The 18,724-nt window shown below is 70.3% G+C and carries 15 protein-coding genes; 9 read left to right on the top strand and 6 right to left on the bottom strand.

What is annotated here, in order from left to right:
• Window positions 1-214: 214 nt before the first annotated feature.
• Window positions 215-1,054: a helix-turn-helix transcriptional regulator gene (locus HD557_RS11580; RefSeq protein WP_307785600.1), complete on the bottom strand. Its 840-nt coding sequence runs from the start codon at window positions 1,052-1,054 to the stop codon at window positions 215-217.
• A gap of 16 nt (window positions 1,055-1,070) precedes the next feature.
• Window positions 1,071-2,138, bottom strand: a complete 1,068-nt coding sequence (locus HD557_RS11575) for a Kelch repeat-containing protein (RefSeq protein WP_196873993.1) — start codon at window positions 2,136-2,138, stop codon at window positions 1,071-1,073.
• A gap of 111 nt (window positions 2,139-2,249) precedes the next feature.
• On the opposite strand from HD557_RS11575, the gene HD557_RS11570 reads away from it, so the two are divergent.
• The 4 genes from HD557_RS11570 to HD557_RS11555 all read left to right on the top strand — a co-directional run bounded on the left by HD557_RS11570 (window position 2,250) and on the right by HD557_RS11555 (window position 7,321).
• Entirely contained in the window at window positions 2,250-3,107 is an 858-nt protein-coding gene (locus tag HD557_RS11570; RefSeq protein ID WP_196873992.1) for a helix-turn-helix transcriptional regulator, read from the top strand.
• Between the two features lie 273 nt (window positions 3,108-3,380).
• Window positions 3,381-4,001 carry a (2Fe-2S)-binding protein gene (locus HD557_RS11565; RefSeq protein ID WP_196873991.1) on the top strand — a complete coding sequence of 207 codons (621 nt, stop codon included), beginning with the start codon at window positions 3,381-3,383 and terminating at the stop codon, window positions 3,999-4,001.
• The gene (locus HD557_RS11560; RefSeq protein ID WP_196873990.1) at window positions 4,001-4,975 is read left to right on the top strand and encodes an FAD binding domain-containing protein; all 975 of its coding nucleotides are present in this window, start codon (window positions 4,001-4,003) and stop codon (window positions 4,973-4,975) included. Before HD557_RS11565 ends, HD557_RS11560 begins: the two co-directional genes overlap by 1 nt.
• Window positions 4,976-5,059: 84 nt before the next feature.
• Window positions 5,060-7,321, top strand: a complete 2,262-nt coding sequence (locus HD557_RS11555; RefSeq protein WP_196873989.1) for a xanthine dehydrogenase family protein molybdopterin-binding subunit — start codon at window positions 5,060-5,062, stop codon at window positions 7,319-7,321.
• Window positions 7,322-7,359: 38 nt separating this feature from the next.
• Here HD557_RS11555 and HD557_RS11550 read toward each other — a convergent pair whose 3' ends face one another.
• Window positions 7,360-8,349, bottom strand: coding sequence for an AraC family transcriptional regulator (locus HD557_RS11550; protein ID WP_307785599.1), 990 nt, complete (start codon window positions 8,347-8,349; stop codon window positions 7,360-7,362).
• Between the two features lie 79 nt (window positions 8,350-8,428).
• Between HD557_RS11550 and HD557_RS11545 the strand changes: the two genes are divergently transcribed.
• Window positions 8,429-8,821, top strand: a complete 393-nt coding sequence (locus HD557_RS11545) for an ester cyclase (RefSeq protein ID WP_196873987.1) — start codon at window positions 8,429-8,431, stop codon at window positions 8,819-8,821.
• A gap of 134 nt (window positions 8,822-8,955) precedes the next feature.
• Here the strand turns inward: HD557_RS11545 and HD557_RS11540 are convergent, their stop codons facing one another.
• The 3 genes from HD557_RS11540 to HD557_RS11530 all read right to left on the bottom strand — a co-directional run bounded on the left by HD557_RS11540 (window position 8,956) and on the right by HD557_RS11530 (window position 13,669).
• The gene (locus HD557_RS11540) at window positions 8,956-9,795 is read right to left on the bottom strand and encodes a helix-turn-helix transcriptional regulator (RefSeq protein WP_307785598.1); all 840 of its coding nucleotides are present in this window, start codon (window positions 9,793-9,795) and stop codon (window positions 8,956-8,958) included.
• A gap of 662 nt (window positions 9,796-10,457) precedes the next feature.
• The gene (locus HD557_RS11535; RefSeq protein WP_196873986.1) at window positions 10,458-11,657 is read right to left on the bottom strand and encodes a class I SAM-dependent RNA methyltransferase; all 1,200 of its coding nucleotides are present in this window, start codon (window positions 11,655-11,657) and stop codon (window positions 10,458-10,460) included.
• A complete protein-coding gene (locus tag HD557_RS11530; protein ID WP_008360316.1) occupies window positions 11,654-13,669 on the bottom strand; it encodes an APC family permease in 2,016 nt (671 codons plus the stop codon). Before HD557_RS11530 ends, HD557_RS11535 begins: the two co-directional genes overlap by 4 nt.
• Before the next feature lie 121 nt (window positions 13,670-13,790).
• Between HD557_RS11530 and HD557_RS11525 the strand changes: the two genes are divergently transcribed.
• From HD557_RS11525 to HD557_RS11510, 4 genes are all read left to right on the top strand, one after another.
• The gene (locus HD557_RS11525) at window positions 13,791-14,453 is read left to right on the top strand and encodes a potassium channel family protein (protein ID WP_008360318.1); all 663 of its coding nucleotides are present in this window, start codon (window positions 13,791-13,793) and stop codon (window positions 14,451-14,453) included.
• Window positions 14,454-14,455: 2 nt separating this feature from the next.
• Window positions 14,456-15,127 carry a potassium channel family protein gene (locus tag HD557_RS11520; RefSeq protein WP_008360320.1) on the top strand — a complete coding sequence of 224 codons (672 nt, stop codon included), beginning with the start codon at window positions 14,456-14,458 and terminating at the stop codon, window positions 15,125-15,127.
• 110 nt (window positions 15,128-15,237) lie between these two features.
• On the top strand, window positions 15,238-16,938 hold the full coding sequence (locus HD557_RS11515; protein ID WP_196873985.1) for an ABC transporter ATP-binding protein: 1,701 nt from the start codon (window positions 15,238-15,240) through the stop codon (window positions 16,936-16,938).
• Window positions 16,935-18,677: an ABC transporter ATP-binding protein gene (locus tag HD557_RS11510; protein ID WP_196873984.1), complete on the top strand. Its 1,743-nt coding sequence runs from the start codon at window positions 16,935-16,937 to the stop codon at window positions 18,675-18,677. The genes HD557_RS11515 and HD557_RS11510 overlap by 4 nt, the downstream gene beginning before the upstream one ends.
• The last annotated feature ends 47 nt before the right edge of the window (window positions 18,678-18,724 follow it).

Below are 18,724 nucleotides of genomic sequence, written 5' to 3'. Positions count from 1 at the left end.
CCGCACCCGATCGCACAACGTGCCTGGGCATCACTCCTAGATCAGCACTCAACTGGTCGTTGCTGAATGCGATCAGCCGAGTTCTTCTGTCGAGCCCGTCGATAGTGACGGCCGGCGCGGAGCGGATGGGTCGTTGTGGGTCGATGGCGAGCGCCACCATGACGCCTCCTGGGGCAAGGGGTCGGCGGAATGCGCGCAGCTCGGTTCCGACGGTTCAGCGCAGCGATTGCGCGCCCGTGACGGAAAGGATCTGCAACTTCTCGTAGCTCTCGGTGCCGGGCGCGGCGGTGAAGACCATCAGGAAATGCGCCTGGTCCGGGTCGACCAGCCGCTGGCAGTTCAGCTCCAGGGATCCCACCTCGGGGTGCACGAAATGCTTCACCTGGCGGGGGTGGATCCCGACCTCGTGGTCGTCCCACACCCGCCGGAACTCGTCGTTGCCGTCCAGGAGCAGCCCGGCAAGGTACGCGGCCCGCGATTCCGGACCACGAAGGGTGACGAGTCCCCGCAGCCCAGCGGCGTACATCCGGGTCAGGTACCCATGTTCCTCCGGCGCGTAGAGATCCCGCGCAGTGGGGTCGGTGAACCAGCGATAGCCGATGCTTCGGGCCGGCCCGGTGTACTGGGTCCGATCGCCGGTGAGCGCCACGCCCATCGGGGTCTGCCGCAGGGTCTCGCCGAGCTCCGTGACGATCTCTGCCGGGGTGTCCTCTAACCGTTCCAGGATCTGCAGCAGCCCAGGGTTGATGTGTTCGCTGGAACTGCCCCGGGGTGGCGGGTTGTGCCCGGCCAGCCGGAACAGGTGGTCACGCTCGTCGATCGACAGGTGCAGCCCCTGAGCGATCGAGGCAAGCATCTGCGGCGACGGCTGGGGGCCACGCTCACGCTCCAGGCGGGAGTAGTAGTCCGCCGACATGTTGCACAGCGCCGCGACCTCCTCCCGCCGCAGCCCGCTGGTCCGGCGCCGCTGCCCACGCGGAAGGCCGACGTCCTCCGGCTGCAACGCCTCACGCCGATTGCGGAGAAACCCCGCCAACCCGGTGCGATCGATCACGACGCTCCCCCGTCTCTCACTCTGCCAGCGTGAGTGCCTCGTTGCGAGCGCTTGCGAAGTTGCCGCCCACCTCGGTGCCGCCGCCGAAGGTGTAGATGACATCGCCGACGGTGGCGGCGCCGAGGCCGTGCCGCGGAGTGGGCAGGTTCCCCGCGGCGGTCCACTCATCGGCCTCCGGGTCGTACCGCCAGACGTCGTCGTAGACCAGCGGGGCCGGGTTGTGCTGTTCGCCGCCGAACACGTAGATCGAACCATCGTGCACGGCCGCGGCCAGCCCACCTCGTGCCTCGGGGAGCGGCGCGACCGTCTCCCACTCGTCGGTGGCCGGGTCGTACGCCTCGACGGTCGCGACGTTCTCCTGGACGGCGGATCCGTCCTCGGCGAGCGAGAACTCCCGGCCGCCGATCACATAGATCCGGTCGTCCACGACGGCCGACGCGGCGCTGTTCCGTAGCGTCGGCGCCGGGGCACGCCGTTTCCACCTGCCGGTGGCCGGATCGAACATCTCGTTCCTGTCGCTGTCGACATGGGTCGTGAACGTCGTGGCGCCAGGTGTCTCACGGACCCGACCACCGATGACGAACACCCGGTCACGCACGCTCTCGATCACGAACTCGGCACGCGGTTCCGGCAGGTCGGCGACGGTGGACCAGCTGTCCTGCTCCGGCGAGTAGACGAAGGTGTCCGACTCTGCCCGCCACCGGGGGAACCCACCGCTGAACCCGCCGACGGCGTACAGCGAACCGTTCGCTTCCGCGAGGCCGATGTGATGCCTGGCCTGCGGCATCGTCGCCAGCCGATTCCAGGCGTCGGCCACGGGATCGTACGCATCGAAGTGTGCGGACACCCCGGTGTTGGGGTTGAGCAGTCCTCCGGCGACGTAGATCCGGTCGTCGACGACCTCGGGGTAGAGCTCCTGCCGCTCCAGCGCCATGGGAGCACGCTCCTGCCAGACGTCCGTCCGGCTGGAAGAGGCTTCGGACGACGAAGCCGGCGCAACGATGTACGCCGTGGTCAGCGTCGCGCCGACGGCGAGCACGGCCACGGCCGTGCGGGTTCGGGGGGCGAGAAGTTGTCTTGTCACGATGGATCCTCCGTCTGTTCGTCGGGAACCTCACGTTCCAGGACCTCGGAAGCCTGAACCAGGGGATGTCACCCCCTGTGATGGCGACCCCGCTCACGGGATACTCGTGACATGAGAAGAGCCGGGTACGCCGAGCTGGGCGCGTTTCTGCGCTCGCGCCGCGAACGAATCCGGCCCGAGGACGTTGGGCTGGTGCCCGGTCCACGGCGCCGTGTGCCCGGTCTGCGGCGCGACGAGGTCGCCCATCTGGCGGGCGCCTCGGTGGACTACTACAACGAGCTCGAACGCGGCGCCGGCTCCCAGCCATCCGAGCAGATGCTGGCCGCGCTCGGCCGGGCGCTGCGGTTGACCGATGACGAGTGGCGTCACCTCTTCCATCTGGCCGAGCGGCCCGTACCCCCTGCGGGCAGTGCGGCGTCGCATATACAGCCCGGGATGCTGGACTTGCTCGATCGCCTGGCCTCGACGCCCGCGAAGGTGATCACCGATCTGCACGTGACGCTGGCCCAGAACCCGCTCGCCGTCGCGCTGGTGGGCGATCATTCGCACTTCACCGGCCGGCACGCCAGCTTCGCCTACCGCTGGTTCATGGACCCGACGTCCCGCGCCATCTATCCCGAGGACGACCACGACGCCCAGTCACAGGCGTTCGTCGCCGACCTCCGGGCGGGGGCCGCCCGCCGGGGAAGGAGGGACACCGACGCACGCTCCATGATCGCCGAGCTTCAGGAGGGTTCCCCGGAGTTCGCCGACCTCTGGGGCAGGCACGACGTGGCCTTTCGCCGACGCGACCGTAAGCGCATCAACCATCCCGAGCTCGGCGTGCTCGACGTCAACTGCCTCAACCTGTTCAGCGAGGACGGCCGACAACGACTGCTCTGGTTCACCCCGACGCCGGGCACCGACACTGCCGACCTGCTCGAGCTGCTCGCCGTGATCGGCACACAGGCACTCACTGAGCCGTCCTGAGGCCGCCGTCGGGCGGCACCAGCGATCCTGTGGACCTGTTCGACCAGGCCGTGGCCGCCCTCCGGGCCTGACCCACTCCTGCCGGCGTCTCCGGTCGGCCTCGGTCTACGTGCCGGAGACCGCATTCGTTCCACCTCAGCCTGGGATCGAGAGAGCCTGGATGTTCCTGCTCCCAGTGGCCAGCCTTGGATCAGCGCCAGATCCGGACCGCACACGGATGCTCGCAGCGCTGTCCTTCCCTGCCCGAATCGACGCTCAGCCAGGAGAGACCCGATGAATCAAGAACCTGATGCGGGAGGTGCGCGGTCGGGTGTGTCCCGGCGGAGCTTCCTGGGCGGCAGTCTGGCCGCCGTGGCCGTGACGCCGCTGCTGACCGGACAGGCCGAGGCGAGCGCCATCTCGGCGGCCACCGCCGATGGCGTGAGCCAGGTGACGGTACGGGCCGCGGTCAACGGCACCCCGGTCACGATGCAGGTGGACGCGCGCGCGACCCTGCTCGACACGCTCCGCGAACGGCTCGACCTCAAGGGCACGAAGAAGGGCTGCGACCGAGGCCAGTGCGGGGCCTGCACCGTACATGTCGACGGACGGCGGGTGCTGTCCTGCCTGACCCTGGCCGCGACCACGACCGGCCACGAGGTCACCACGATCGAGGGCCTGGCCGACGGCGACCGGCTGCACCCGATGCAGCAGGCGTTCATCGAGCACGACGGCCTGCAGTGCGGGTTCTGCACCCCCGGCCAGATCATGTCCGCCGTCGCCATGGTCGACAACGAGGGCGGGGCGGACTCGGACGACGAGATCCGCGAACGCATGTCCGGCAACATCTGCCGCTGCAGCGCCTACCCCCGCATCGTCGACTCGATCCGGGATGCCCAGCAGGTGATGCGCTGATGCGGCCCTACACCTACACCCAGGCGCGTACGGTGCGCGAGGCCCTGCGGGGCGCCGGACCGGAGACCGCATACCTGGCCGGCGGCACCACCCTGGTCGACCTGATGAAGCTCGAAGTGATGAGCCCCGACCAGGTCGTGGACATCAACCGGCTCCCGCTGACCGGCATCACCCTGGACAACAAGGGGCTGCACATCGGCGCGCTGGAGCGGATGAGCGACGTCGCCGCCCATCGCGGCGTGCGGCAGCACTACCCGATGATCGCGCAGGCCCTGGAGCTCAGCGCGTCCGCACAGCTGCGCAACATGGCCAGCATCGGCGGCAACCTGCTGCAGCGCACCCGCTGCGGCTACTTCCGCGACATCACCACCCCCTGCAACAAGCGCGAGCCGGGATCCGGCTGCTCCGCGCTGGAGGGCATCAACCGCGGCCACGCCGTCCTGGGCACCAGCAACACCTGCATCGCCACCCACCCCAGCGACCTAGCCGTCCCGCTCGTGGCACTGAGCACGGTCGTGCACCTGGCCTCCGCGAGGGACACCCGCAGCGTGCCCCTCGACACCTTCTACACCCTGCCCGGAACCACACCCGAGGTCGAGAACGTGCTCCGCCCGGGCGAGCTCATCACCGGGATCACCGTGCCCCGCTCCCCCCTCGCCGCGCGCTCGCTCTACCTCAAGATCCGCGACCGGCAGTCCTACGAGTTCGCCCTCACCTCCGCCGCCGTCGCCCTGCGACTGCGGGGCCGGACCATCACCCAGGCCCGGGTCGCGGCCGGCGGCGTCGGCACCCGGCCGTGGCGGCTGCCCGCGGTCGAACGCGCCCTGACCGGCCGGCCCGCGACGTCCGACACGTTCGAGGCCGCCGTCGCCCACGCCGCGGACGGCGCCGAACCGCGCGAGCACAACGCGTTCAAGCCCGCGCTGCTACGCCGCACGATCGTGCGCGCCCTGACCGAATTGATGGCGAGCTGATGACGGGCCCGAGCACCGGCGTCCCCCTCCCCCACGCCGCCCCATCGCCGCGCGTTCTCACACACAGCAGATAACGGAGTCACGATGCCCAGTTCCCCAGTCGGCCGCGAGACCGACCGCGTCGACGGCCGGCTGAAGGTCACCGGCGCGGCCGAGTACTCCGGTGACTACCGCGCCACCGACCTCGCCCACGCCCACCTCGTCACCAGCACCATCGCGCGAGGCACCATCACCCGGATCGACACGGCGGCCGCGCTCGCAGCGCCCGGTGTCCTGCGTGTCTACGCCGCGCCGGAGCCCCGCCTCGACCTGCACCCGATCACCGGCCCGCTCGCGGGCTTCGTGGAGAACTACGTCCCGCTGGCTGACAGGGAGGTCCGATTCCACGGCCAGGCCATCGCGATGGTCGTCGCCGAGACTCCCGAGCAGGCACGCGACGCCGCCGCGCTGATCACCACGACCTACGACATCCGGCCCCCGCGTACCTCGCTCGCGGACGAGCCGCACGAGCCGGCGGGCCCCACCCTCAGCGGGACGCCGAGCAGCCTGGAGGTCCTGGCGCCCGGCGTCGGATCGATCGACGAGGCGCTCGCCGCCAGCGACGTCGTCGTGGAGGCCGAGTTCCACCAGCACCCGCAGCACCACGTGGCCATGGAACCCCACGCGATCCTCGCCGTCTGGGACGGAGACCGGGTCACGATCCACGCCGGCGCGCAGGTCCCCGCGGCGTTCGCACTCGGGATGTCCCAGCGACTCGGGGTCCAGCCCCAGAACGTCCGGCTGAACACCAAGTACGTGGGCGGCGCATTCGGCGCCCGCGTCATCATCTGGAGCGACACCCCGCTCCCCGCCGCCGCGGCCCGGGAGATCGGCCGTCCGGTCCGGCTCGTCCTCACTCGTGAGCAGATGTTCACCCTCACCGGGCATCGTCCCCGGCTCACCCAGAACGTCCGGCTGGGCGCGTCCCGCGACGGCGTCCTCAACGCCGTCAGCCACCAGAGCGTCTCCGAGCGCCCGACCACCGTCACCTTCCCCATGACGCCGGCCCACAACACCACGGACGCGCTGTACCGCACCCCCAACCTGCACGTCCACGCGGAGCTGGCCGTCCTCGACGTCCCCGGGAGCCGGGCGATGCGCGGACCCAACGAAGCCCCCGGGTCCTTCGCCCTGGAGACGGCCATGGACGAGCTGGCCGTCGCCACCGGCGTCGACCCGGTCGAGCTGCGGCTGCGCAACTACGCCACCGCCCACCCCGTCTCCGGGCTGCCCTGGTCGAGCAAGCACCTCGAGGAGTGCTACCGCGTCGGGGCGCGGCGATTCGGCTGGTCCGCCCGCAGCGCCACACCCCGTGCCCACGTCCAGGGCCACTGGCTGTACGGCACCGGGATGGCCACCGCCATCTACCCGGCACACCGCCGTCCCGCGAGCGTGCGTGTCCGGCTGCTGGACGACGACACCGCCGTGGTCTCGACAGGGATCTCGGACTTCGGCACCGGCGGCGCGACCATGGTCGCGGTCTCCGGTGCCGACGCCCTGGGGATACCCCTGGAGCGGGTGACGCCGGAGATCGGCGACACCGCGCTGCCTCAGGGCGCTCCCGCCGTCGGCTCCAGCGCCACGCACGCCACCGTACCCCTGGTCGTGAACGCTGCCCGCGATGCGATCGACGAGCTCAAGCGGCTCGCCGTGACCGACGACAGGTCACCGTGGCACGGCGCGAGCACGGACGACCTGGGCTACGAGCGCGGGATCCTGCACGGGCTCGGCCGCTCGATGACCTTCGGCCGTCTGCTCAGGGTCGTGGGCTCACGGGGCATCACCACGCTCGCCGAGTCACCCGGGGCGGCCGAACCGGGGTACGTGCATCACAGCTTCGGCGCCCACTTCTGTGAGGTGCGGGTCAACCGCTTCACCGGGGAGACCCGCGTCACCCGGTTCATGACGGTCGCCGACGTCGGCCGCGTGATCAATGCCAAGGCCGCCCGGAGCCAGCTCGTCGGCGGTGTCATCTTCGGCATCGGGCACGCCCTGCTGGAGGAGAACCACCTCGAGCTCGACACCGGACGCCTGGCGAACAGCACCCTGGCCGACTACCTCGTGCCCGTGAACGCGGACGTCCCTGACATCGACGTGATCATGCTCGACCGTCCCGATCCTGTCCTCACCGGACCGCTCGGCGACGGCGGCGAGGACGTCGGCACCCGGAGCCTGGGCGCCCGAGGTCTCGGCGAGATCGGCACCGTCGGCTCGGCGGCCGCGATCGGCAACGCCGTCTACAACGCCACCGGTATCCGGGTACGCGACGTGCCCATCACCCTCGACAAGCTGATCAAGCACCTCTAGCCGACGCAGCAGCGGACGCGGGGGCCGCCGGGGCCGCATCAGGCGGGTCCGGCGGCCCCAGGAGCTCGCAGCGCACGGTCCCGGAACTGCTTCGGGGAAGCTCCGACCACCCGCCGGAACGCGGTGCTGAACGCGCTCTCGGACTCGTACCCGGTGGCGAACGCGAGCTCGGAGATCGTCTGCGCATTCCGCCGAAGAGCGTCGCGTGCCAAGCTCATCCGCCACTGGATCAGGTACTCGAGCGGAGCGAGCCCTACCTGTCGTTTGAACGACTTCGCGAAGCCCGAGCGCGACAGGTGGCTGATCCCGGCGAGCTCCTCGACGGTCCAGCGTCGGGCCACGTTCGCGTGCATCGCACGCAGCGCGGCGCCGATACCGTCGTCGACGAGCGCCCCCAGCCACCCGACAGGACGATCCGCCTGTTCGGCGTGAGCACGCAGCACCTGGACCAGGAGAATCTGGACCAGATGGTCGAGGATGAGAGAACGCCCGATGGCGCAGTTCCCGACCTCGCCCGACAGCAGCTCGGTCACGTACGCCAGCGAACGGATCCGGGGATCGTCCGCGCGGATGTGCACCAGCGGCGGCAGGATGTCGAGCAGGATCGGTGCGTTGAGCTCGTCGAACCAGAAGTACCCACCGCACAGGTAGGTGTCTTCGTCGTCGACCGACCCGATGCTCACAGCGCCCTCCACGGCCGTCTCCCACAGCGCTGCGGCCGGCAGCGGCTCCACGGACAGACTGCTGCCCAGCGAGTAGGCCGGCGGGTTGCTCAGCAGGTAGAAGTCGCCTTCACGCAGGTGCACCGGCTCCCGCCCGTCGAGCGCCAACCAGGTCTCGCCGCGCACCACGCCACCGATCTTGACGTGCGGGAACGCCTCGAAGCGCACACCCCACGACCCACCGGCACGCAGCGCCGGATAGACCACCGTACGAGGTCGCAGCAGGCCGATCGCGTCCGCGACCGGGTCGCTCGCCTCGGCATCAGCCGAGAAAGTAGACGATGCGTAAAAAACGTCGGACGTCACGTTATGGATTCTAGCAACGCGCGCCGTCAGGCTAGTTCTGTGCCTGCAACTCGACCGCAGACCGAAAGGAAAAGCTGACATGACATACGCCGAGCTCCGCGAGTTCTACGAGCGCTACATCGAAGCGCTCAACGCCCACGAGCTCCACCGCCTCGACGAGTTCGTCGCCGACGAGCTCACCCACTTCGGGGACGTCGTCACCCGCGACCAGGTCCACGCCGCACTGAGTGCCCAGATGGACGCCGTGCCGGACCTGAAATGGCGCCTCGACGACTTCAGGGTAAGCGGCCACGAGGTCGCCGCACGCCTGACCAACACCGGCACCCCGGTCAAGGAATGGCTCGGCGTCGCTCCCACCGGCGCCTCGTTCGAGGTCACCGAGTACGCCCTCTACCGGGTCCGTGACGGACGGTTCATCAACATGACGAACCTGCAGGACACCGACGCTGCCAGGGAGCAGCTGGGCGGCTGACCATGAAAGCGCCGACGGAGGAACGAACGGCGTGAGCGGTGACGAGCTCCCCGGACCGGTCTCCCTGCTGGAATGCGGGGCCATACCCGATCGCCGAACCTCTGGGCGATCGGGTAGTTCTCCAGGTCGCCGGTTCAGCGCAGAGCCTGTGCTCCGATGACTGACAGCATCTGCAGCTTCTCGTAGCTCTCGGAGCCGGGAACCGCGGTGTAGACCATCAGGGAGTGGGCCTGGTCCGGGTCGACCAGACGCTGGCAGTTCAGCTCCAGCGCACCTACCTCGGGGTGCACGAAGTGCTTGACATCGTGAGGGCGGATCCCGATCTCGTGGTCCTCCCACACCCGCCGGAACTCCTCACTGCGGTCCAGCAGCAGGTCCGCGAGGTAGGACGCTCGGGAATCGGGACCCCGGAGCGTGACGAGACCCCGCAGCCCGGCGGCGTACATCCGGGTCAGAAATGCGTGCTCCTCAGGCGCATAGATGTCCCGGGCATGCGGATCGGTGAACCACCGGTAGCCGATACTCCGAGCCGGCCCGGTGTACTGGGTCGTATCACCCGTGAGCGCGACCCCCATCGGGGTCTGCCGCAGGGTCTCACCCAGCTCGGTGACGATCTCCGCAGGAGTGTCCTCGAGGCGGTCCAGGATCCGCAGCAGCCCAGGGCTGATGTGCTCGCTGGAACTGCCCCTGGCCGGTGGGTTGTGCCCGGCCAGCCGGAACAGGTGGTCACGCTCGTCGATCGACAGGTGCAGCCCCTGAGCGATCGAGGCAAGCATCTGTGGCGACGGCTGGGGGCCACGCTCCCGCTCCAGGCGGGAGTAGTAGTCCGCCGACATGTTGCACAGCGCCGCGACCTCCTCCCGCCGCAGCCCGCTGGTCCGGCGCCGCTGCCCACGCGGCAGGCCGACGTCCTCCGGCTGCAACGCCTCACGCCGATTGCGGAGAAACCCCGCCAACCCGGTGCGATCGATCACGACGCTCCCCCTTCTGAGAGTTCCGACTTGGTTCTATCCCAAGCGGGCGAACGTATCCATGCTCTGGCGATCCCCCCTTATGGCGGAGTTGTGATCTCGACGCCTGTGATCGGGAGGGCCTGGATATGGCGCTGTCCCGCTGAGGATCTGGACCAGGGCCGGGTCAGCGGACGTGTGGGGCGGCCCGGACCGCAGCGGGCTGCACCCTCGACCACGACACGTCCCTCCTCCTGGCGGATCGTTCCGACGACCCGGTTGCCACCCGACGCCGACGCAGATCGACGAGATTTACGACGCCGAGGCCGCGATGAACCAGCTCTGCCACACCTCCAAGTCGGTAACTGAGCGGCACTACATCAACCGCAAACTCGTCGTGCCCGACTACCGGGCGGCGACCGAGCGCCTCGCACCCGACTCCGAGACAAGCGGCGGCCCGTCGGCCTCTGAGAGGCCCCGGGGACCACGTACGGCTCCCCGACCGATCCCATGGACGCGCTCCTCGTTCGTCAACGGGGATGTTCTGCGCGCTCCCACACTTGTCGCGGCTGCTGACGCGGGCGGGGTTCCCCAGGCGCCTGAGCTCGGCTCGCTTTGCGGAAACCGAGCCCAAAGTGAGCCTTAAGGCCCGTTCTCGGAGATCGACCGCGAAATCCCGAATCGCATCACTGCTGTTCAGAGCCGGTTTTCGTCAGCAAGGCGACGCATTCGATGTGATGCGTCATCGGGAACAGGTCGAAGGCGCGCAGCGTACGCAGCCGGTAGCCGTGCTCGGCGAAGATCGCGACGTCGCGGGCCAGCGCGGCAGGGTCGCAGGCGACATAGGCGACCTTCTGCGGCGAGCGCGCGGCGACGGCCTCGACGACCGCCCGGCGCGCGCCCTCACGGGGCGGGTCGAGGACGACGAGGTCGAAGGGGCCTTCGGCGAGGCCGGCCAGCACGGTGGCGACGTCGCCGGCGGTGACCTCGGCCCTGGGAAGGTTGCCGACCGAGAGCGCGGAGGCGGTCTGGTCGCCCTCGACGGCGACGACCCGGCCGGACGGACCGACCTCGTCGGCGAGGAAGGCGGAGAAGAGCCCGACGCCGGCGTAGAGGTCCAGCACGGACTGGCCCGGCATCGGTTCCAACGCGGAAAGCACCGCCGAGACCAAGGCCGTCGGGGCGCCCGGGTGGACCTGCCAGAAGCCGTCGGCGGCGACCTCGAAGGAGTGCTTCGCTCCTCCGACCTCGACCGTCTCCACGACCGTTCCGGGTGCCGCCTCGCGGGCGTCGTCGGCGGCGATCAGGCAGTCGTCGACCGGGATCACGTCGTGGGAGCGGTAGCGCCGCATCCCGCGGCCACCGCCCGGGGCGGTGGCGTAGCGCTGACGGGTGCGCCACCGCAGGCCGTCCTCGTCACCGGGAACGGCTTCGACGACGAGATCGGCGACCAGCGGGTCCTCGGCGGACAGGCCGCCCAGCCGGACCAGCTGCTCGCGCACCACGGTCGCCTTCAGGTCGCGCTGAGCGGAGAGCGAGACATGCTGGAAGTCACAGCCGCCGCAGAGCCCGGGACCGGCGTAGGGACAGGGCGGAACGACCCGTTCCGGCGCGGCCGAGAGCACCGAGACCGCATCGCCGCGCCAGAACCGGTCGCCGGCGGTGCCCTCGGTGATCTCGACGACGACCTGCTCGCCGGGCAGGGCGTGGCGTACGAAGACGACGCGGGAGGTGTCGTCGACCGGCACCCGGGCGACGAAGTGACCGCCGTGGGCGACCGGGCCGACCTCGACCTCGAACCGCCGACCGACGTACGACTCGCCCTTCGACGCCTTCGGCCGCGGCCGCCGCCCACGCGGCGGGGCGGACCGCCGGGGACGGCTCATCGCCGGCCGCTTCCGCGGCGCAGACCCGGCGCGAGCCAGTACTCCTCGCGCATCTCCTCGGCGCGCTCCTTGCCGGAGGCGAGCTGGTAGGGCACCGAGATGACCATGACGCCTGGGGTGAACAGCAGCCGGCCCTTGAGCCGCAGCGCGGTCTGGTTGTGGAGGAACTGCTCCCACCAGCGGCCGACGACGTACTCGGGGATGTAGACCGCCACGACGCCGCGCGGGTTGGCGTCGCGGATCGCCGAGGCGTACTCCACGACGGGGCGGATCAGCTCGCGGTAGGGCGAGTGGAGCACCTTCAGCGGCATCGGCAGGTTGCGCTCGTCCCACTGCTTGAGCAGCTCGGCGGTGTCGGAGTCGGTGGTCGAGACGGTCACCGCCTCGAGCACGTTGGGCCGGCTCGCCTGGGCGAAGGCCAGCGCGCGCAAGGTCGGCTTGTGGAGCTTGGACACCAGGACGATCGCGTGGACGCGGGTCGGCATGACCTTGTCCTGCTCGTCGGCGGCCAGCTCGCGGGCCACGTTGTCGTAGTGGCGCCGGATGCCCAGCATGACCACGAAGAAGAAGCCCATCGCGAGGATCGTGATCCAGGCGCCGGCGAGGAACTTGGTGATCAGCACGATCACCAGCACGACCGAGGTCATCCCGAGACCGAAGGTGTTGATCGCGCGCGACCGCTGCATCCGGCGCCGCTCGATCGGGTCGCGCTCGGTGGCCAGGTGGCGGGTCCAGTGGCGGATCATGCCCAGCTGGCTCAGGTTGAAGGAGACGAAGACGCCGACGATGTAGAGCTGGATCAGCTTGGTCGTCTGCGCCTCGAAGACGACGATCAGGGCGATCGCCAGCACGGCCAGGAAGACGATGCCGTTGCTGTAGGCGAGCCGGTCACCACGCGCGCCGAGGGCCCGAGGCGCATAGCCGTCCTTGGCCAGGATCGAGCCGAGCACCGGGAAGCCGTTGAACGCGGTGTTGGCCGCCAGGACCAGGATGATGCCGGTGACGGTGATGACGAAGTAGAAGCCCGGCGGGAAGTCGTTGAAGACCCCGGCGGCGATCTGCGAGATCACGGGGTGCTGCTCGTAGCTGTCCGGCACGGCGTTCCCGGCGGCGGTGCGGAGGTTGTCGAGAGCGTGCGGGTCGACGTAGCGGATGCTCATCTGCTTGGCGAGCACGATGATGCTCATCATCATCGTGACCGCGATCAGCGCGAGCAGCAGCAGGGTGGTGGCGGCGTTCTTGCTCTTCGGCCGCTGGAAGGCGGGTACGCCGTTGGAGATCGCCTCGACACCGGTCAGGGCCGCACAGCCCGAGGAGAAGGCCCGGGCGAGCAGGAAGACCAGCGCCACCTGGTTGAGGGTGCCCTCCCAGCCCTCCTCGGGCTGGATCTGGAGGTTCGCACTCTCTGCCTGCGGGAGGTTGCCGCTCAGCAGCAGCACCATCCCGTAGACGCCCATGCCGAGGATCGCGAGCATGAACAGGTAGGTCGGGATCGCGAAGAACGTGCCGGACTCGCGTACGCCGCGCAGGTTCATCGCGGTCAGCAGCACGACCGCGATCGAGGCGACCAGCACCTCATGACCGATCAGGCTGGGGATCGCGCTCGCGGCGTACTGGGCGGCGTTGGAGATCGACACCGCCACCGTGAGCACGTAGTCGACCAGCAGCGCGCTGGCCACCGTCACACCGGCCCGGCGACCGAGGTTGACGGTCGCCACCTCGTAGTCGCCACCGCCGCTGGGGTAGGCGTGCACGGTCTGGCGGTAGGAGGCGACCACGGTCAGCATCACCAGCGCGACCGCGAGGCCGATCTTCCAGGACCAGGCGTACGCCGAGGCGCCGGCGACCGCGAGCATGATGAAGACCTCGTCGGGCGCATAGGCCACCGAGGAGAGCGCGTCGCTCGCGAAAACCGGTAGCGCGATGCGCTTCGGAAGCAGCGTCTCGCCCAACTGCGAGCTCCGGAGCTTGCGACCGATCAGGATTCGCTTGGAGACATCACCAACACCCACAACCGCAGACGCTACGGCACGTCGCGGCTTCCGCGCGCTTCCGGATCGTCCGGCACGGCTGAACACGCCACTTTCGAGGGCGTAGGCGACGCACGGGCCCGGCGAATGCAATCATGACACGGTGCACGTAGTGATCATGGGCTGTGGCCGCGTCGGCTCGACCCTGGCCAGGAGCCTCGAGGACCGTAACCACACGGTCTCGGTCATCGACCAGAACTCGGACGCGTTCCGGCGGCTCGGGCCGGGGTTCAACGGCGACAAGGTCGCCGGGATGGGCTTCGACCGGGAGGTCCTGCTCAAGGCCGGCATCAAGCGGGCCGAGGCGTTCGCCGCGGTCTCCAGCGGCGACAACTCCAACATCATCTCCGCCCGGGTCGCGCGCGAGGAGTTCGGCATCCAGCAGGTCGTGGCCCGCATCTACGACCCCGGCCGTGCCGAGGTCTACCAGCGCCTCGGGATCAGCACCGTGGCGACGGTGAAGTGGACCGCCGACCAGGTGCTCCGCCGGCTGCTCCCGGCCGGCGCCGAGCCCGACTTCCGCGACATGTCGGGCAACATCCGCATCGACCAGGTCATCATGCCCGACTCCTGGGTCGGCGAGCGGACCATCAAGTTCCAGCGCCAGTCCGGCAGCCGAATCGCCTGGATCGACCGGCTCGGCGAAGGCATCCTCCCGGTCCGCGAGAGCGTGATCCAGGAGGGCGACGTGCTCCACATCGTCATGCGCGAGGAGAACACCGCGCAGGCGTACAAGACGATCAAGAACGGCCCCGAGGAAGACTGACGATGAGAGTTGCTATCGCCGGAGCCGGGGCCGTCGGACGGTCCATCGCCCGCGAGCTGATCACCAACGGCCACGAGGTGCTCCTCATCGACAAGAACCCGGGCTCGATCAAGCCCGAGCGGGTGGCCGACGCCGAGTGGCTGCTCGCCGACGCCTGTGAGCTCTCCTCGCTCGAGGAGGCCAGGCTCGACAACTGCGACGTGGTCATCGCCGCGACCGGTGACGACAAGGCCAACCTGGTCTGCTCGCTGCTGGCCAAGACCGAGTTCGGGGTGCCGCGCACCGTCGGCCGGGTCAACCACCCCAACAACGAGTGGCTCTTCACCGAGGCCTGGGGCGTCGACGTCAACGTCTCCACCCCGCGGATCATGTCCGCGCTGGTCGAGGAGGCCGTCACCGTCGGCGACCTGGTGCGCCTGTTCACCTTCCGGCAGGGCCAGGCCAACCTGGTCGAGATCACCCTGCCCGCCGACTCCCCCTACGTCGGCCAGCCCACCGGCCTGGTGCCGTTCCCGGAGAACTGCGCACTGGTCACGCTGCTGCGTGACGGCCAGGTCTACGTACCCACCCCCGAGCAGCCTCTCGAGCAGGGCGACGAGCTCCTCTTCGTCGTGCCCACCGAGAAGGAGGACGAGCTCGAGCGGCTCCTCGCTCCGACCAGCCACGGCGGCTAGGTTCCGTACGCAGCAACCCCTCGATCTCGGCAGGACACCAGTTGGCTCGCTCTCCCCTCCTCCAGACGCTTCGTCCTGTCCGGGGAAGGCTGGTCGGCAGCCTGCTGCTGATGGTCGTCTCGACCCTCGCCGGGCTGGTGCCGCTGATCGGGATCGTCGAGCTCGCCCGGATCCTGCTGCCCGCGGCTTCGGGGTCGCCCGTCGACGCGGGCCGCGCCTGGGTCGTGGTCTGGATCAGCGTGGCGGCGCTGCTGGTGCGCCTGGCGACGGTGCTCGGCTCCTCGTGGCTCTCCCACGTCGCCGACCTCGACCTCTCCATCCACCTGCGGCGCCTGCTGGTCGCCCGCCTCGGCCGGGTGCCGCTGGCGTGGTTCACCGAGCGCAACTCAGGCACGGTGAAGAAGGCGGTGCAGGACGACGTCGCCGCTCTGCACCATCTGGTCGCCCACTCGGTCATGGAGCTCACCGCGGCGATCACGCTGCCCTCGGTCGTCGCCGTCTATCTCTTCGTGGTCTCCCCACCGCTAGCCCTGGTGACCCTGGTGCCGCTCGCGCTCGGGCTGGTCGGGTTCCGGATCTCGATGCGGGGCGCGGGCGCGCTCTACCGCGACTACGACGCCGGCCTGGCCGAGCTGGCCGCGGCGACGGTCGAGAACACCGGCGGGATCGCCGAGATCAAGACGTTCGGCGCGACCGGTCAGGCCCACCGGCGGCTGGCCGAGGTCGCGACCCGGTTCGGCGGGTTCAACCGGGCCTGGATGCGTCACTCTGCCTTCGGGATGCTGCTCATGGAGCTCGCGCTGACACCGGCGCTGACCCTGGTCCTCGTGCTCGGCGGCGGGGTCTGGATGCTTCGGGCTTCGTGGATCACCGGGCCCGACCTGGTGCCGTTCCTCGTCCTCGGGCTGGCGATGACCGCGCCGGTCACCGTGGCCGGCTACGCCGCGCGCGAGCTGCGCGAGGCGACCGAGGCGGCCCGGCGGATCCAGCGGCTGCTGGCCGAGCCGGAGCTCCCGGAGCCGTCCTCCCCGACGCCGGTCCCGGCCTCGTCCCGCGTCGAGCTCCACGGCGTCTCCTTCGCCTACTCCCCCGGCGCACCGCCCGTGCTCCACGACATCGACCTGGTCCTCGAGCCGGGGACGGTGACCGCGCTCGTCGGCCACTCCGGCTCGGGCAAGTCGACCCTCGCGAAGCTGCTGCCCCGCTTCGCCGACCCCACATCGGGCCGGATCACAATCGCCGGGGTCGACCTGCGGGAGATGACGAGCGCGCAGCTCTACGAGCAGGTCTCCTTCGTCTTCCAGGACACCGGGCTGCTGCGTACCTCGATCCGGGACAACATCCGGCTCGCCCACCCGGAGGCGCCCGATTCGGAGGTTCGGCGCGCGGCGGAGGCGGCGCAGATCGCCGGCCGCATCGACGAGCTCCCGCGGGGCTACGACTCGGTGGTCGGCGAGGACGGCCAGCTCTCCGGTGGCGAGCGGCAGCGGGTCGCGATCGCCCGAGCACTCCTCTCCGACACCCCGATCCTGGTGCTCGACGAGGCCACCGCGGCCGCCGACCCCGAGTCGGAGGCGCTCGTCCAGCGGGCGCTGTCCCGCCTCGTCGCCGGACGTACGCTGCTGGTGATCGCCCACCGCCTCTCCACGGTCACCGCGGCCGACCAGATCGTCGTCCTCGACGAGGGCCGGATCGCCGAGCTCGGCACCCACGACGAGCTCCTCGCCCGGGGCGGGCGCTACGCCCGGCTCTGGGCCGCCGACCAGCGCGCCCACCCGGTGGACGGCCGGGCCCGGGAGGAGTCGGCATGATCATCATCGTCCGTCTGCTCGCGGACCTTCTCGACCACGCTCATCGACGCCAGCTCGCCCGGGTCGTGGCGATGTTCGTCGCCACCGGCGTGCTCCAGGGTCTGGCCTTCGCCTGCGTCGTCCCCGTCCTGGACGCCGCGCTGCGCCAGGACTGGGACGCCGCGACCACCTGGCTCGGGGTGCTCGCCGGGCTCTTCGTGGCCCATCACGTCGCGCTGACGGTCGGCAACCTGGACGGCTACGACCTGGCCTGCGACCTGCTCGACATCACCCTGGGCCGCCTCGGCGACCACACCGTGCGGCTGCCGCTGGGCTGGTACGCCCAGGACCGCACCGGACAGCTCTCCCGGATGGCCTCCAAGGGCGCCACCGACATCGCCTCGGTGCCGGGGCACCTGCTGCGGCCGCTGATCGCCGCCGTCGTCAGCCCGGTCACCGTGGTCGTCGCGATGGCGTTCCTGGAGTGGCGCCTGGCGCTCGCGCTCCTCGTGGGCGTCGTCGCGGTCCTGGCCACCACCCGGCTGCTGGCCGTGATCGTAGGCCGCGGCGAGGGCGCCTACGACGCGGCGATGGCGGAGGGCTCGGCGCGGGTGGTGGAGTTCGCGCTCAACCAGCCGGCTCTGCGCGTCTTCGGACGCACCGTCCACGGCAACGAGCTGGTCGAGGCGGCGCTGAAGCAGCAGAAGCGGGCCTCACGACGGCTCCTGGTCACCGGGTTCGGCGGCCTGGGGATCCAGCTCCTCTCCATCCAGGCGCTGCTCACCCTGGTGATCGCGCTGGCCGTCCACCTCAGCCTCGGCGGAACGCTGGCACCAGCCACGGCGATCGGCCTGCTCGTGCTCACCGTGCGGTTCGTCGAGTCGCTGATCGACTACGGCGAGCTCTCCAGCGCGCTGCGCATCGCCGAGGGCTCGTTGCGACGTGTCCTCGACGTGCTCGCCCTCGAGCCGCTCCCCGAGCCGGCCACGCCCGGCGAGCCGGCCGACAGCGGCATCGAGCTGCGCGAGGTCGCCTTCTCCTACGACGGCGCCACCCAGGTGCTCGACCAGGTGTCCCTCACGGTTCCGCCTCGCTCGCTCACCGCCGTGGTCGGGCCCTCAGGCTCGGGAAAGAGCACCCTGCTGCGTCTGGTCGCCCGGTTCCACGACGTGACGGCGGGCTCGGTGATGCTGGGCGGGGTCGACGTACGCGATCTCGGGACGGAGGCGCTGATGCGGCGCGTCTCGATCGTCTTCCAGGACGTCTACCTCTTCGAGGGCACCCTGCGCGACAACGTGATGATGTCGCGGCCCGACGCCAGCGAGGAGGAGCTGCGGGAGGCCGCCCGGCTGGCGCGCGTGGACGACATCGTCGAGCGGCTCCCCCACGGCTGGCAGACCCGGATCGGCGAGGCCGGCTCCACGCTCTCCGGCGGCGAGAAGCAGCGGGTCTCGATCGCCCGGGCGCTGTTGAAGGACGCCCCGGTCGTGCTCCTCGACGAGGCGACCGCCGCCCTGGACGCCGAGAACGAGGCCGCGGTGCAGGAGGCGCTCACCGCGCTGTCGGCCGACCGTACGGTCATCGTCATCGCCCACCGCCTCCAGACCGTCGTCGCCGCCGACCAGATCGTCGTCCTCGACGGCGGCCGGATCGTCGAACGAGGCTCCCACGCGGAGCTCCTGGCGCACGGCGGCCGCTACCTCGACTTCTGGCGCGAGCGTACGCAGGCCGAGGGCTGGCGCCTTCTCGCCGGAGAGTAGACACCGACGCCGGCCGCCGGGCCGCCCCGAGGACGGTCCGGTGGCCG

Origin of the sequence: Nocardioides luteus, from assembly GCF_015752315.1 — a bacterium.
Lineage (GTDB): Bacteria > Actinomycetota > Actinomycetes > Propionibacteriales > Nocardioidaceae > Nocardioides.
Note: the sequence above shows the minus strand (reverse complement) of the source record. Positions and strands in the feature narration are given on the sequence as shown.